This is a genomic window from Micromonospora sp. NPDC051924 (genome assembly GCF_055586005.1).
Window position 1 is genome coordinate 26,090 of record NZ_JBVJJA010000012.1, and the last position, 13,045, is coordinate 39,134.

Consider the following 13,045-nt stretch of genomic DNA (forward strand, 5'->3'; position numbering starts at 1 on the left):
GCTCCACGTGTTCTACTTCGGTCATGCGGGTGGAAGACGACACGGTCATCCCTGAGGGGTCACGGGCCGGCGCGGCGATGCCGGCCGGCGGCCCGGACGGATCCGAACCGGGGCCGGCTCGGTCCGAACTGGAGAGGGTCGACCCCGAGCGCCTGGTCTTCTTCTCGGACGCGGTGATCGCCATCGCGATCACGTTGTTGGCGTTGGAGCTGCCCGTCCCGGCCGGCCGGACGAACGCCGAGCTGTGGCGCGACCTGGCTCACAACGTCAACGACTACGTGGCGTTCCTCATCAGCTTCGCGGTGATCGGCGGCCACTGGTTCCTGCACCACCGCACGTTCGGTCACCTAGCCAGGCTGAGCGGCCGGCTGGTCCGCTGGAACATGCTGTAGCTGCTCATGATCGTATTGACGCCGTTCGTCACCAGGGTCATCGTCGGCGACGGGGCGTTCGCCGCACGGTTCACCCTCTACGCGGCGGTCCAGGCGCTCGCGTCTCTCTTCTTCCTGCTGGCCGTGCTCGAGATGGACCGGCACGGGCTCGCGCGGGCGGGCACGCCGCGTTCGCTGTTCAGCAACGGCTACCGCATGCTGTCGATCGCGACCGGCGCGTTCGCGGTGTCCATCCCGTTGGCGTTCGTCACGCACTGGGCGTACGCGTGCTGGGCGGCCATCCCCTTCGTCGCGCGGGTGCGACGTCTCGCCGACGCCGCGCGGCGGCGGGCGCGGTGAGCACCTGCCCACCGACTTGCCCGGCGAGCAGCGCGGCTCGCCCGCACGCCGGGCGGGCCGGCCGGACGGGGTAGCCGGCTGCGTCACAGATTCCGCGGCTGCCCTGTCCGGCCGTGAATGCAGGATGCACATATCGAAGGGAGAACGGCGGCGCGGTGAGGACCAGTCGACTGGAGGCGTTCAGTGATGGCGTGCTCGCCATCATCATCACGATCATGGTGCTGGAGCTGCGGGTGCCGGAGGGTCACGATCTCGCCGACCTCGTCCACACGACCGGCGTCGGGCTGCTGACCTATCTCCTCACCTTCGTTTATGTGGGCATCTACTGGACCAACCACCACCACATGTTCCACCTGGTCCGGCGAGTCGACGGCGGTGTGCTGTGGGCGAACCTGGCACTGCTGTTCTGCCTGTCGCTGTTCCCGTTCACGACAGCCTGGGTGGACGATTCGAGGTTCGCGCAGACTCCGGTCGTCATCTACGGTGTGAACCTGCTCGCCGCCGCCGTCGCGTACTACCTGCTCCAGATGGTGATCATCAGGCGGCAGGGGCCGGAGTCGCCGCTGCGCCGGGCCCTCGGCACCGATCTCAAGGGCAAGGTCTCCCCGGCGTTGCTCGTCGCCGGAATCCTCAGCGCCCTGACGATCGACCGGAGCGGGCATGTCGGAGTCTGGCTCGCCCTGGCGTGCTTCGTCGTCGTCGCGGTCATGTGGATCGTCCCCGACCGGCGCATCGACCGGGTGGTCCGCGAGTACGAGACTCCGACCTGAGGATGCGACGGCGCCTACCTCGACCAGCCTGCCGCGGCACCGGACCTTCCCACCGGCGGATCCGCCGCGCCGTCGAGCGCGTGCAGGAAGGCGCGCCTGATGGCGGGCAGCGCGGGCAGGGCCGCCGCGGTGCCGGGCACCCGCCCCACGGTGGCGGCGTCACGGATGGCGCCGACGGCGACCAGGACGATCTCCCGGAAATCCGTCCGGGCGCCGTAACCAGGCAGGGCGTCGTGGGCGACCGCCACGATCCGGTCGGTCACGGCGACGAGGGTCGCGGCCGTCTTGGCGGCGGTGTCCGAATGGGTACGGCCGAGGGCGAGGAGTTCGGCGAGCACGGCGAAGGCCGGCAGGTGGTACGCCTCCCACAGTCGGTCGATGAGCCCGCCGGCCCGTTCGCGTTCATCCGCCCCGGGCAGCGGCCGGGTCGCCTCGTCGAGGAGCCGGTCGGCCAGCCGGTTGATCGCCGCGTCGACGAGGGCCGCCTTGCTCGGGAAGTAGTGCTGCTGCGCGCCCTGGCTGACCCCGGCGAGCTCCGCCACGCCCCGGGTGGTGGTGGCGGCGAACCCCACGGTCGCCAGGCTCTCCAGGGTCGCGTCCAGCGGCGCGTCGACGACCTGGCCACGCCGCGCCGCCCGCCCTTTGACGGTCGTCTCCATGGCGTGCATGCTCGGCGCTCCCCGGCAGAATTTCAAGTCACCTGACTTGGCAAGTCGGCTGACGTGGTTCTAGGGTGCTGCTCCCGGCCGCAGCCGCAGCCCGCCACCTCGGAGGACCCGCATGACCGACACGGCCCGCGAGTCCGCCGGCGCCACAGCGCCGACCAGGACAGGCACCCCGGCCGCTGCCCCGACCGGTGTCGGGCTGAGCCGTCTGCAGCACATCTACCGAGAGGGCATGCTCGGGCGGCGACCGGTCGTACCGACCGACTTCGCCGAGCTGGAGCGGCGGGCACGCCGGGCCAGCAGCCGGGTCGCCTGGGCGTACGTCGCCGGAGGCGCCGGCGAGGGACGCACGATGCGGCGGAACCGGGCCGCCTTCGACCGTTGGGCGATCGTCCCCCGGATGGCGGCCGGCGCGGTCGAGCGGGACCTGTCGGTCGACCTGCTCGGCACCCGTCACGCCAGCCCCGTCCTGCTCGCCCCGGTCGGAGCCGGCGCGCTGATGGGCCGGGACAGCGACCTGTCCATCGCCCGCGCCGCGGCCGCCACCGGCACCGGATACGTCTTCTCCAACCAGGGCTGCAACACCATGGAGGAGTGCGCTGCCGCGATGGGCGACACCGCGCGCTGGGTCCAGCTCTACTGGAGCAAGGACGAGGGGCTCGTGGACAGCATGATCCAGCGGGCAGAGTCGATCGGGGCGGGTGCCCTCGTGGTCACCCTGGACACCACCGTGCTCGGCTGGCGGCCACAGGACCTCAACCTCGGCTCGCTGCCGTTCACCCGGGGCGTCGGCATCGCCCAGTACACCTCGGATCCCCGCTTCGGCGCCATCGTCGCCGACCGGGTGAGCGGTCCGGCCACGAAGCAGGACGTCCGGGTGACCCTGAGCGCCGTACGCACCCTGCTCGCGATGACCCGCAACCATCCGGGGCGCTTCTGGCGCAACCTGCGCTCCCCCCTCCCCCGTGCCTCGGTGGAGACGTTCCTGGACATCTACTCCAACCCGGGGCTGTCCTGGCGCCACCTGGAGACCCTGCGGGAGCGCACCCGACTGCCGGTGGTGCTCAAGGGCATCCTGCATCCGGACGACGCGCGCCGCGCGTTCGACCTGGGGGCGGACGCCATCGTGGTGTCCAACCACGGCGGCCGGCAGGTCGACAACGCCATCGCCTCACTCGACGCCCTGCTCAACATCCGCGACCAGATCGGCCCCGAGCCGACGCTGCTGCTCGACAGCGGCATCCGCACCGGGGCCGACGTCTTCGTCGCGCTCGCCCTCGGCGCCGACGCCGTCCTGCTCGGCCGGCCACACCTGTACGGGCTCGCACTCGCCGGACAGCGGGGCGTGGCGGACGTCATCCGCAACGTCCTGGCCGAACTCGATCTCACCATGGCGCTCACCGGCGCCCGGGACATCCCCGCGATCACTCGTGACCTGATCTGCGCCGCCCCCTCCGACTGACCGGGTGGCCCGCTGACCAGCGTCAGCTTCGGACGCAGGCGATCCTTCAGCGGGGTACGGTCGTGGCATGCGCCTCCCTACCGCGGCGACCACTGCCGGCTCCCTCATCGGCGGATGGCAGCTCGCCCGCCGGACCGGTAACCGTCCCCTCGGCGGTGCGGTGCTCGCGGCGGGCGGCGTGCTGGCGGGACGCGAGTGGGCCCGGCGGACGAGCCCGGCCGTGACGGCGGCACTGGTCGCGACCTACGTCGGGGCCTTCGGCCTGTCGCACCCGCTGGCCAGGCGCATCGGCGCCTGGCCCTCCGTGCTGGCCGTCTCGGCGCTGACCGCAGCCGCCTCGTACGCCCTCGCGGACCGCCGCGCTCCGCGCTGAGCGTGGGGCTCGTGCTGCCGTCGAAGCCCCGCACGGGCACCCGACTGCCGCGCCGTGAATTGCCGCTGCCGGTCGCGGCGGAGGCGTGAGGACCTGACCGGTCTGTGGGCGCGTTTCGATCCGCAGCGGCTCGCCACCGCGGAGGCGTTCCACGCCGATCCGGACCTGGTCTAGGGCTGGTACGAGTGGCGACGCAGCCGGGTACGCCGAGCCGAGCCTTCGGCGGCGCCGGGTCACACCCTCCAGAGCGTCCTAGGACATCGGCTTCGGGTGGCCCGGACCGGCGGTCCTCGTCATGGTCGGGCGAGGTGCCTAGAACGGGGTCGCGTCGGCCAGGAGGTCGACGATCGCCCGTGCCACCTCGGCCGGGTTGGGGCGGCCGCAGTCGTCCCACTCGACCCGGCGCCGGCCGGTCAGCAACGAGTAGTGGAAGCCGTCGGCACACGACCCTGGATAGAAGGCCGAGCCGAAGGACGGATCGCCGAGCAGCAGCTGCAGGCGCTTCAACCGCGCCGCGCCGAGACGGCCGGTCTGCACCGTCCCGGCGTCCGGGCCGCGGGAGGCGCTGAAGCGCCAGCGCCCGTCGCTCTCCACCACGATCTTCTGCGTCACTCCGGCCAGACCGCCGGAACGCTGCACGGTCACCCGGGCGGCGACCGCTCTCGCGGACGGCTCGGCGGCGGGTGACGCGCTGGGCGACGGGACGGTCGGTGTCGACACGATCGGGGTTGCGGTGGCCGCCGACGACGACGGCGCGACCGCCGATGGGGACGTGCCGGGCCCCGAACCGAGCGGCCCGGTCTCGACGGTACGCGCGCAGCCGTACCCGGGGAGCGCCAAGCCCAGCGCGACGGCGAGGAGAAGCGGGCGACGCCATCGAGACATGGGCATACGAGTCATGGTATGGGGCACGCCGGCATCCGGGGGGCCGCGGAGGCAGCGGCCTGAGGACACAGAGGAGGGGCCTCGCGCCGCGCCGGTTCAGCGTCGACCGAATGTGACCCGCGCCGGCGGCCGAGGCGGTCTCGGCCTCGTCGCGTTCGATCGGGGCGCCACCCCGTGGTGGTTCACAACTGCTTCAGGCGTGGCACGACGTGCTGGCCGAGCCCTTCGACGAACCCGACCGGGTCGGCGGTCCACGGCATGACGTGGACCTCCTCGATGCCCACTGCGGCGTAGTCGGCCATCTGGTCGGTGAAGGCCCTGCCGCCCTCGGCGTCGGTGGCGACCGGCGATGCCCACAGCACGGTCTTACGGATGCGGTCGTAGTCGGTGCCCTCTCGCTCGCAGTGCTGGGCGAGGACATCCAGCTTGGCGCGTACCTGCTCGGGGCCGGTGTCGGGGCGGGCGAACAGGTTGGTGGCGTCGGCATAGCGGGCGACCAGGCGCAGGGTCTTCTTCTCCCCCGCGCCGCCGATCATGATCGGTGGACGGCGCAACGGCTGCGGGGAATTGATCGTCTCGGCCAGTTGGTGGTGCTTGCCGTAGAAGGGACCGTTGTCCTCGCTCCACATCTGGTGCACGATCCGCAGCGTCTCCTCCAGTCGCTCGAACCGCTCGGCCAGCGGCGGGAACGGCACGCCGAACGCGGCGTGCTCGCGCTCGTACCAGGCCGCGCCCAGCCCGAGGACCGCCCGCCCGCCGGACAGGACGTCCAGCGTCGAGACAATCTTCGCGAGGAGACCGGGATACCGGTAGGTGACCCCGGTGACCAACAGCTGCAGTTCCACCGAGGTGGTGTGCGCGGCGAGGAAGGCGAGGGTCGTGTAGCCCTCCAGCATGGGCGCGTCGGCGTCGCCGAGACCCATGCCGGCAATCTGCAGGTAGTGGTCCATCGTCGACAGGTTGTCCACGCCGGCTGCCTCGGCCGCGGCACCGACCCGGGCCAGGGTCGGGCCGATCGCGGCGGTGCCGCCAGGGACATCGAAGTTGACCAGGTGTACGCCGAGTCTCATCGCCGATCGGCCTTCCGTTGTCGTGGTTTCCGCTCGGGCCGCCCGTGTCTTCGCCGGGCGGCCCGAGCGGGCTCATGAGGCCACGTGCTCCTGGCCGGCTGCGCCCGTGTCGTGGGCCAGGCCGGTCAGCTCGGCGCTGACCTGCCACAGTCGGGCAGTGGTGGCGGTGTTGTAGGAGGTCTTGTTGGAGCGCCGGGGCTTGCGGTTGGCGAAGTACCGTCCGGTGACGCCCTCCACCTCGGGTGAGGACGCGAGGTGGATCGGGGTTTCGGCGCCCTGGGCGGGAGTCTTCATGAAGGGACGGGCGACTGTGGACATGACGGCGAAGAAGGTCGACTGGTCCTCGCTGCCGAAAGCGGTGCGCACCACCCCGGGGTGCAGCACGGTCGCGGTGACCTCGGTGCCGGCCAGGCGGCGGGCCAGTTCGTAGGTGAACATCACGTTGGCCAGCTTCGACTGGTTGTAGGCCCGCTGGCCGAAGTAGCCATGCTCGCTCTGCAGGTCGTCGAAGTCGACTCGTCCCATGGCCTGAGCGCCGGAGGAGACGGTGATGACGCGGGCCGGCGCCGACGCGATGAGCCGGTCCAGAAGCAGGTTGGTCAGCAGGAACGGGGCGAGGTGGTTGAGCGCGAAGGTGCGCTCCAGCCCGTCCGCGGTGACGTGCCGGTGGGCCCAGTACCCGCCCACGTTGTTGATCAGGACGTCCAACTTCGGGTACGCGGCCAGCACCTCGCCGGCCAGACGGCGGACCTCGGCCTGGGAGGACAGGTCGGCGGCGTACGCGTCAACGGCGGGGTTGCCGGTCGCGGCGGTGATCTGCGCCGCGGCGGCCCGCGAGCGGGTCAGGTCCCGGCCGGTGATCGCCACGCGGGCGCCCATCCGCGCGAGCCCCTCGGCGGTGGCCCGACCGATCCCGCCGGTGCCGCCGGTGATCAGCACGGTCCTGCCGGCCATGAGTGTGGTGCTGTCGGTCATCACCGACTCCTTGTCGAGACGACGGGGCCCGGCTGCGGGTGGCCGGGCGGCAACCCGGCCACCCGCGGGCGGTCAGCGGACGATCTTGAAGTTGAACATCGGGGTGTTCAGCGCGCCCATCAGGCGCAGCCACACCGGCAGGAGCATCTCGGTGCCGCGGGCCGTGGTGATGTCACCGAGGTCGATGACGTCGGTGTGGCCGAAGGACTCCAGGATGCCCGTCACGATCTTCTTGGCCTCGACGTCGTTGCCGGAGACGAAGATCGAGTGATCGCCGTCGGCGAGGGTCTTCGGGTTGACCATCAGCGCCGCGGTGAGGGTGTTGAGCGCCTTCACCACACGCAGCTGCGGGAAGGCGGCCTGGATCTGCTCGCCGAGGCTGTCGGTGTCCTTGACGAACAGGGTGGGCGGGAACCCGTTGCCGAAGTCCAGCGGGTTGGCGATGTCGATCAGGATCTTGCCGGCCAGGTTGTCCGCGCCGGCGGCCTGCAGCGCGGCGATCGACACGTCGCCGGAGGTGGCGTTGACCAGCAGCTCGGCGCCGGCAGCGGCGTCGGCGAAGGGGGCCAGGCGCACCTGCGGGTGTTCGGTGGCCCACGCGGCGTAGGGCGGGTTGCCCATCCCGTCGGGGGCGGTCCTGGCCAGCGTCGCCGCGACGTCGCGGGTGCCGACGGTGACCTCGTGGCCCAGCTCCGCGAGGCGGCCGGCCAGTGCCTGGCCGACCATGCCGGTGCCCAGAACTGCGATCTTCATGGTGCTGCTCCCTCGTGAAGGCTCGGTAGCGCTCGTGCCGGGTTCCCGGCCGGTGCCAGGCAAAGCTAACAGACAGGTCTGTCTACTGCAAGGAGACTCCCCAGCGTTCGAGGCCCTAGCTCACCCGGCGTGGGCGCACAGACTTGTCTGTATCATGGGGAAGACCTGCCAGGGAGGTGAACGGATGAAGCAGTCGGCGCAGCCCGCGCGGGAGCGCATCCTCGACACGGCGTTCCGGCTGTTCTACGCCCACGGACCGCGCGGTGTGGGCATCGACACCGTCATCGCCGAGTCCGAGGTGGCCAAGGCGACCCTGTACAAGCACTTCCCCCGCAAGGACGACCTCGTTCTGGCATACCTGGACAAGGTCGACCAGGTCTGGTTCGGGCAGCTCCGCGTCGCGGCCCGCGCGGCCGGCGACGACCCGCGCGACCAACTGGTCGGGATGTTCGACGCGCTCGCGTCCGCGTGCCGGCGTGAGGGTTACCACGGCTGCGCGTTCATCAACACCGCCGCCGAGAGCGAGGCCGGCGGGGAGGTGCACGCCCGCACGGTCGAGCACAAGCGCGTGGTGCTGGCCTGGGTGACCGATCTCGCCGGCCGGGCCGGCGCCACCGACCCCGCGCTGCTGGCCCGCCAGTTGACCCTGCTGCTCGACGGCGGCCTGTCCGCCGGCGTGCTCGACGCCGACCCGGCGACGCCCGCCGCCGCCAAGGCGGCCGCCCGTGCACTCGTGGACGGCGCCTGCCCCAGCCGTTGACCCTCCGCGGCTCGGCAGGGCAGGGCGCGGACCCCGGTCCGCGTTCACGGTGTGTTACCGTCCGCGACCACGAGTGTGGAAGCGGAGGGTCATGACCACAGTCGGCGAAGATGTGGCTCGCCACGCCTTGCGCCTGCTCGCCGAGTCCGGGAGTGCGTCGGCCGAGCGACTGGCCCGGTTGCGCGCCGAGGTGGCCGGCGACCCGCGAGCACGCGAGAGCGTCGACCTCGCGCTGACGGTGAGTGAGCGGCTGGCCGAGCGCGATCGGCGCGAACGCGAGCTGACCGCACTGTACGAGACGGCTGGTGACCTGTCGTCGCTGCGGGACGTCGAGGAGGTGCTGCAGGCGATCGTCGCCCGTGCGCGGGGGCTGCTGGGCACCGAGGCGGCCTATCTGATGCTCATCGACGAGCAGGTGGGTGACACCTACGTGCGGGTCACCGACGGCATCCACACCGACGCGTTCAAGACGGCCCGGCTCGCGATGGGCGCGGGGCTGGGCGGACTGGTGGCGCAGACACGCCAGCCGTACGCGACCCCGGACTATCCGCACGACAAGCGGTTCGCGCACACCGTCGACGAGGTCGTCGGCGGCGAGGGTCTGATCGCAGTGCTGGGCGTACCGCTCCTGCTGCGGGGGAAGGTGATCGGCGTGCTCTTCGCCGCCAACCGGCGGGAACGGCCGTTCGCCGACGCCGAGGTCGTACTGCTGATCTCCCTGGCCACCCACGCGGCGATCGCCATCGAGACCGCCTCGCTCTTCGCCGACGTACGTGCGCACAGTGACCTGATGGAGCGGGCGGCCGACGTGCACGTACGCCTCACCGCCGTCGCGGCCCAGGGCGGTCAACTGCCCGAGGTCGCGGCCGTGGTCGCGGAGGTGCTGCGCGCCGACGTGATCGTGGCCGATCCCGGTCTGCGGGTCCTCGCCTCGGCCGGCCCGCTCGCGCCTGCCGCTGGCGACCCGGTCACCGGTGTGGTGGCGAAGACCTGCCGGTCGGCGATCGCCGCTCGGGCGACCGCGGCGACGCCCGACGGCTGCGCGGCCCCCGTCGTCGCCGGCTCTCAAGTCCTGGCCGTGCTGGCGGCCCGCCGAGGTGATCTCGGCATCGACGACCAGCGCACCGTCGAGCGGGCGGCCCTGGTGGCGGCCATCCTGCTGCTGACGGAGCGACAGCTGGCCGAGGCCGAGCACCGGGTACGCGGAGATCTGCTGACCGAACTGCTGGCCGATGCGCAGCCGGACCCGGACGGGCTGCGGCGGCGGGCCCGGCTGCTCGGGTGGGATCTGGATCGGCCGCACGCGGTGGTCGTGGCCTACCCCGAACGGGCCGAGGACCGCCGCATCGTGGCGGGCACCCTCGGCAGCTGGGCAGCCCAGTGCGGTGGCCTGTGCGGCGAGTACGGCCGGGACGTCGTCGTGCTGCTGCCCGGCACGGATCCGGCGTCGGCCGCCCCGGCGGCGGTGGATCGCCTGCGCAGAGCCGTCGCCGCGCCCGTCACCGTCGGTGCCGCCGGCCTCGGGGAGGGGCCGGCGGGGCTGCGCGACGCGCACCGCGACGCCCGGCACTGCGTCGACGTCCTGTGCGCGCTGGGCAGAGCCGGCACGGCGGCCAGTCCCCCCGATCTCGGCGCGTTCGGGCTGCTGTTCGGTCCGGCCGGCCGCGAGCGGGTGGCTGCGTTCGTGCAGCGCATCCTCGGCACGGTGGTCGAGTACGACAGGCAGCGCGGATCGGAGCTGTTGCGAACGGTGGAGGCCTACTTCGACGCCGACGGCAGCCACGTTCGCGCCGCCGCAGCGCTGTTCATCCACGTCAATACGCTCTACCAGCGCATCGAGCGCATCAGCGCGCTGCTCGGTGAGGGGTGGCGGACCGGGGACAAGGCACTCCAGATCCAGTTGGCCGTCAAGCTGCACCGGATCGTCGACCGCGCCGACCAGCACCCGGCCTAGTGGTTGACTCCTCCGTCACACCGGCTCAGTGATGGGTGAATCCTCCATCGTCCAGCGGGCTGAACGAGCCCTAGGTTTCGCACATGGAGTCCCGCTCGTCCGACCCACGCCGGCCCGTTGACGACTTCCGGCCGCGGTGGTCGGGGTTCGCCGCCTTCTTCCGTGACCGAACCGACCTGCACGCCCCGTACCTGACCGAGCTGCACCACGCGCGGAACACGCGGCGCGCATGGACGGTCGGCGAGTGGCGGTCCCGGGTCGAGGCGACGGCGGCCTGGCTGCGCAGACAGGGCATCGGGCCGGGGGACGCGGTGGCGACCCTCGCCGGCAACACCGCCGAGGCGCTCGCGGTGGCGTACGGGTGCTGGCTGGTCGGGGCGTGCTGCGTGCCGCTGAACGCGCAGGAGGCCACCGACCGGCAGGTGTTCGTGCTGCGCGACTCCGCGGCGCGCCTGCTCGTACACGCACCGGAGCACGTCGATCGGGCCACCGCCCTTGCCGCGGCGGCCGCCCTGCCGCTGCACCACACCGACGAGCTGCCGACCGAGAGCCCGAGCGCGGTGGAGGACGCGGTAGTCGGCCTGGACGTCGCGGCGTTACGCCTCTACACCAGCGGCACCACCGGAGAACCGAAGGGCATCATCACCACGGTCGGCAACCTGCTGACCGACCTGGACGCCCTCGAGAGCACCTTCGCCTGGGACCGCGACACGCGTGTCTACACGGTGCTGCCGGTGCACCACGCCAACGCCCTGGTCATCTCCAGCCTGCTGCCCTGGCACACCGGTGCCTCCACGGTCCTGACCGACCGATTCCGCACCGAGCGCTTCTGGGCGGACATCGCCGCTGAGCGGGCGACCACGGCCAGCCTGGTGCCCACCCTGCTGGAGTTCCTGCTCGCCGGCGACGGTGTGGCGCCCGAGTGTTTCGCCGAGGTGTTGTGCGGCGCGGGGCCGCTGCTGGTGGAGACCGCCCTCGACTTCGAGAAGCGCTTCGCCGTCCCGATCCGGCACATCTACGGCCTGTCCGAGACCACCTGTGTCGCCTCCGCCATGCCCGCCCTCCCCGAGGAGCAACGCCGCCACTGGCATGCCGACTTCGGCTTCCCCAGCATCGGCAGCGCGCTGCCGCATGCGCGGATGGCCGTGCTGCACCCGGTCACCGGAGCGGAGCTGCCCGCCGAGGTCCGCGGTGAACTCGCGGTCCGCGGCGCGATCATCATGCGGGAGTACGCCGGGCGCCCCGCCGCCACCGCCGACGCGTTCCGTGGCGGCTGGTTCCACACCGGCGACGAAGGCTTCTGGCGTCCCGGGCCGGACGGGCGCCCGGTCCACTTCATCACGGGACGGATGAAGGAACTGATCATCCGGGGCGGGCACAACATCTCCCCGTTCGAGATCGACGAGGTGCTGCGCACCCATCCGCGGGTGGCGTTCGCCCTCGCCGTGCCGTTCGAGCACCGTGTCTACGGCGACGAGATCGCCGCGTACGTCGTCGCCGACGGGCCCCTGACCGAACGGGAGGTCCTCGACCACTGTGCGGCCCGCCTCGACTTCGCCCACCAGCCCAAGGTCGTCATCTTCGGCGACGACGTGCCCTACACGGCGACCGGCAAAGCCAAGCGCCTCGAATTGAAGAACCGCCTCGCCGCCGAACTCGCCGCGTACCGCGACGCCGCTTTCCGCCGTCCCAGGGTCGCCCAGGAGGAGCAGCCGTGAGCCCCGAAGAACTCGACGTTCCCGTCACCGGCGGCGCCCTACGGGTGTGCCGCTGGCCCGGCAGGACCGGTCCGACCGTGCTGGCCGCGCACGGCATCACCGCCAACGCGCTGTCCTGGGCGCCGGTCGCCGACGCCCTGGCCGGCCGCGCCACCCTGGTCGCCGCCGACCTCCGCGGGCGTGCGGGGAGCGCCGCACTGCCCGGTCCGTACGGGCTCGCCCAGCACGCTGACGACCTCGTCGCCGCCCTCGACCACCTGGGCCTCGACCGGGCGCCGATCGTGGGGCACTCGATGGGCGCGTTCGTCGCCGCCGTCGCCGCGCTGCGCCACCCCGACCGCGTCTCGTCGGTGCTGCTGGTCGACGGCGGTGTCACGCTGCAGGTGCCCGAGGGCGCGAACATCGACGACATCCTGGAGGCCGTCATCGGCCCGGCCATGCGCCGCCTGCGGATGACGTTCGACAGCGAGCAGACGTACCTGGACTTCTGGCGGGGGCATCCCGCCCTGTCCGCGGACTGGTCCCCCGCCGTGCGGGACTACGCGCTGCGCGACCTGGTCGGCACACCACCGGCACTGCACTCCTCCTGCTCCCTGGAGGCGGTACGCCGGGACGCCACCGACACGCTGCTGGACGAGCAGACGACGACCGCCGTCCACCGGATCGCGTGCCCGACCACCTTCCTCTGGTGCGAACGCGGCATCCTCGACGAACCCCGGGGCCTGTACGACGAGGCGCGCCTCCGGGCCGCCGGCCTCGACCACGATCGCCTCACCGTGGAGAAGGTGTCCGACGTCAACCACTACACGATCCTGCTCTCGGCCAAGGGTGCCGGCCGGGTAGCCGACCAGATCGGACGGCTGGCGTGAGGCGTGCAGAGCCCGGCGTGCGACGTGACGGGGTGGACGGCCGCGCGGACCGCCCTCGCT

The 13,045-nt window shown here is 72.1% G+C and carries 14 protein-coding genes and 1 pseudogene; 10 read left to right on the forward strand and 5 right to left on the reverse strand.

The genetic code is table 11. The features are described 5' to 3' along the window. The first annotated feature begins 23 nt into the window (after positions 1-23). The 3 genes from ACZ6S5_RS12030 (at position 24) to ACZ6S5_RS12040 (ending at position 1,501) form a co-directional block, all read left to right on the forward strand. A complete protein-coding gene (locus ACZ6S5_RS12030; RefSeq protein WP_466000008.1) occupies positions 24-392 on the forward strand; it encodes a TMEM175 family protein in 369 nt (122 codons plus the stop codon). Between the two features lie 6 nt (positions 393-398). Beyond that, positions 399-731, forward strand: a complete 333-nt coding sequence (locus ACZ6S5_RS12035) for a hypothetical protein (protein WP_466000009.1) — start codon at positions 399-401, stop codon at positions 729-731. Between the two features lie 155 nt (positions 732-886). Then, on the forward strand, positions 887-1,501 hold the full coding sequence (locus ACZ6S5_RS12040) for a TMEM175 family protein (protein WP_466000010.1): 615 nt from the start codon (positions 887-889) through the stop codon (positions 1,499-1,501). Positions 1,502-1,515: 14 nt separating this feature from the next. On the opposite strand, the gene ACZ6S5_RS12045 is transcribed toward ACZ6S5_RS12040, so the two are convergent. Continuing rightward, on the reverse strand, positions 1,516-2,160 hold the full coding sequence (locus ACZ6S5_RS12045) for a TetR/AcrR family transcriptional regulator (protein WP_466000011.1): 645 nt from the start codon (positions 2,158-2,160) through the stop codon (positions 1,516-1,518). 121 nt (positions 2,161-2,281) lie between these two features. Between ACZ6S5_RS12045 and ACZ6S5_RS12050 the strand changes: the two genes are divergently transcribed. The 3 genes and pseudogenes from ACZ6S5_RS12050 to ACZ6S5_RS12060 all read left to right on the forward strand — a co-directional run. Continuing rightward, complete coding sequence (locus ACZ6S5_RS12050) at positions 2,282-3,628, forward strand: alpha-hydroxy-acid oxidizing protein (protein ID WP_466000012.1); 1,347 nt, start codon at positions 2,282-2,284, stop codon at positions 3,626-3,628. 67 nt (positions 3,629-3,695) lie between these two features. After that, positions 3,696-4,001 carry a hypothetical protein gene (locus ACZ6S5_RS12055; RefSeq protein WP_466000013.1) on the forward strand — a complete coding sequence of 102 codons (306 nt, stop codon included), beginning with the start codon at positions 3,696-3,698 and terminating at the stop codon, positions 3,999-4,001. Between the two features lie 84 nt (positions 4,002-4,085). Further along, positions 4,086-4,172, forward strand: a pseudogene (locus tag ACZ6S5_RS12060) (NAD-dependent deacylase); the annotation flags it as partial. A 141-nt stretch (positions 4,173-4,313) separates the two neighbouring features. On the opposite strand, the gene ACZ6S5_RS12065 reads toward ACZ6S5_RS12060, so the two are convergent. The 4 genes from ACZ6S5_RS12065 to ACZ6S5_RS12080 all read right to left on the reverse strand — a co-directional run bounded on the left by ACZ6S5_RS12065 (position 4,314) and on the right by ACZ6S5_RS12080 (position 7,684). Then, entirely contained in the window at positions 4,314-4,892 is a 579-nt protein-coding gene (locus ACZ6S5_RS12065; RefSeq protein WP_466000014.1) for a hypothetical protein, read from the reverse strand. Positions 4,893-5,068: 176 nt separating this feature from the next. Continuing rightward, on the reverse strand, positions 5,069-5,956 hold the full coding sequence (locus ACZ6S5_RS12070) for an LLM class F420-dependent oxidoreductase (protein WP_466000015.1): 888 nt from the start codon (positions 5,954-5,956) through the stop codon (positions 5,069-5,071). 72 nt (positions 5,957-6,028) lie between these two features. Further along, positions 6,029-6,931, reverse strand: a complete 903-nt coding sequence (locus ACZ6S5_RS12075; protein ID WP_466000016.1) for an SDR family NAD(P)-dependent oxidoreductase — start codon at positions 6,929-6,931, stop codon at positions 6,029-6,031. Between the two features lie 72 nt (positions 6,932-7,003). Then, positions 7,004-7,684: an NADPH-dependent F420 reductase gene (locus tag ACZ6S5_RS12080; RefSeq protein ID WP_466000017.1), complete on the reverse strand. Its 681-nt coding sequence runs from the start codon at positions 7,682-7,684 to the stop codon at positions 7,004-7,006. Positions 7,685-7,868: 184 nt separating this feature from the next. Between ACZ6S5_RS12080 and ACZ6S5_RS12085 the strand changes: the two genes are divergently transcribed. From ACZ6S5_RS12085 to ACZ6S5_RS12100, 4 genes are all read left to right on the forward strand, one after another. Continuing rightward, a complete protein-coding gene (locus ACZ6S5_RS12085) occupies positions 7,869-8,444 on the forward strand; it encodes a TetR/AcrR family transcriptional regulator (RefSeq protein ID WP_466000018.1) in 576 nt (191 codons plus the stop codon). Between the two features lie 91 nt (positions 8,445-8,535). Next, positions 8,536-10,398, forward strand: coding sequence for a helix-turn-helix domain-containing protein (locus ACZ6S5_RS12090; RefSeq protein WP_466000019.1), 1,863 nt, complete (start codon positions 8,536-8,538; stop codon positions 10,396-10,398). A gap of 83 nt (positions 10,399-10,481) precedes the next feature. Further along, on the forward strand, positions 10,482-12,116 hold the full coding sequence (locus ACZ6S5_RS12095; protein WP_466000020.1) for a class I adenylate-forming enzyme family protein: 1,635 nt from the start codon (positions 10,482-10,484) through the stop codon (positions 12,114-12,116). Further along, the gene (locus tag ACZ6S5_RS12100; protein WP_466000021.1) at positions 12,113-12,985 is read left to right on the forward strand and encodes an alpha/beta hydrolase; all 873 of its coding nucleotides are present in this window, start codon (positions 12,113-12,115) and stop codon (positions 12,983-12,985) included. Before ACZ6S5_RS12095 ends, ACZ6S5_RS12100 begins: the two co-directional genes overlap by 4 nt. The last annotated feature ends 60 nt before the right edge of the window (positions 12,986-13,045 follow it).

Coding starts and splice junctions, on each gene's coding strand:
- ACZ6S5_RS12095 (WP_466000020.1), top strand. CDS start 10,482: ATGGAGTCCCGCTCGTCCGACCCACGCCGGCCCGTTGACGACTTCCGG.
- ACZ6S5_RS12055 (WP_466000013.1), top strand. CDS start 3,696: ATGCGCCTCCCTACCGCGGCGACCACTGCCGGCTCCCTCATCGGCGGA.
- ACZ6S5_RS12065 (WP_466000014.1), bottom strand. CDS start 4,892: ATGCCCATGTCTCGATGGCGTCGCCCGCTTCTCCTCGCCGTCGCGCTG.
- ACZ6S5_RS12070 (WP_466000015.1), bottom strand. CDS start 5,956: ATGAGACTCGGCGTACACCTGGTCAACTTCGATGTCCCTGGCGGCACC.
- ACZ6S5_RS12090 (WP_466000019.1), top strand. CDS start 8,536: ATGACCACAGTCGGCGAAGATGTGGCTCGCCACGCCTTGCGCCTGCTC.
- ACZ6S5_RS12045 (WP_466000011.1), bottom strand. CDS start 2,160: ATGGAGACGACCGTCAAAGGGCGGGCGGCGCGGCGTGGCCAGGTCGTC.
- ACZ6S5_RS12035 (WP_466000009.1), top strand. CDS start 399: ATGATCGTATTGACGCCGTTCGTCACCAGGGTCATCGTCGGCGACGGG.
- ACZ6S5_RS12075 (WP_466000016.1), bottom strand. CDS start 6,931: ATGACCGACAGCACCACACTCATGGCCGGCAGGACCGTGCTGATCACC.
- ACZ6S5_RS12030 (WP_466000008.1), top strand. CDS start 24: ATGCGGGTGGAAGACGACACGGTCATCCCTGAGGGGTCACGGGCCGGC.
- ACZ6S5_RS12050 (WP_466000012.1), top strand. CDS start 2,282: ATGACCGACACGGCCCGCGAGTCCGCCGGCGCCACAGCGCCGACCAGG.
- ACZ6S5_RS12080 (WP_466000017.1), bottom strand. CDS start 7,684: ATGAAGATCGCAGTTCTGGGCACCGGCATGGTCGGCCAGGCACTGGCC.
- ACZ6S5_RS12085 (WP_466000018.1), top strand. CDS start 7,869: ATGAAGCAGTCGGCGCAGCCCGCGCGGGAGCGCATCCTCGACACGGCG.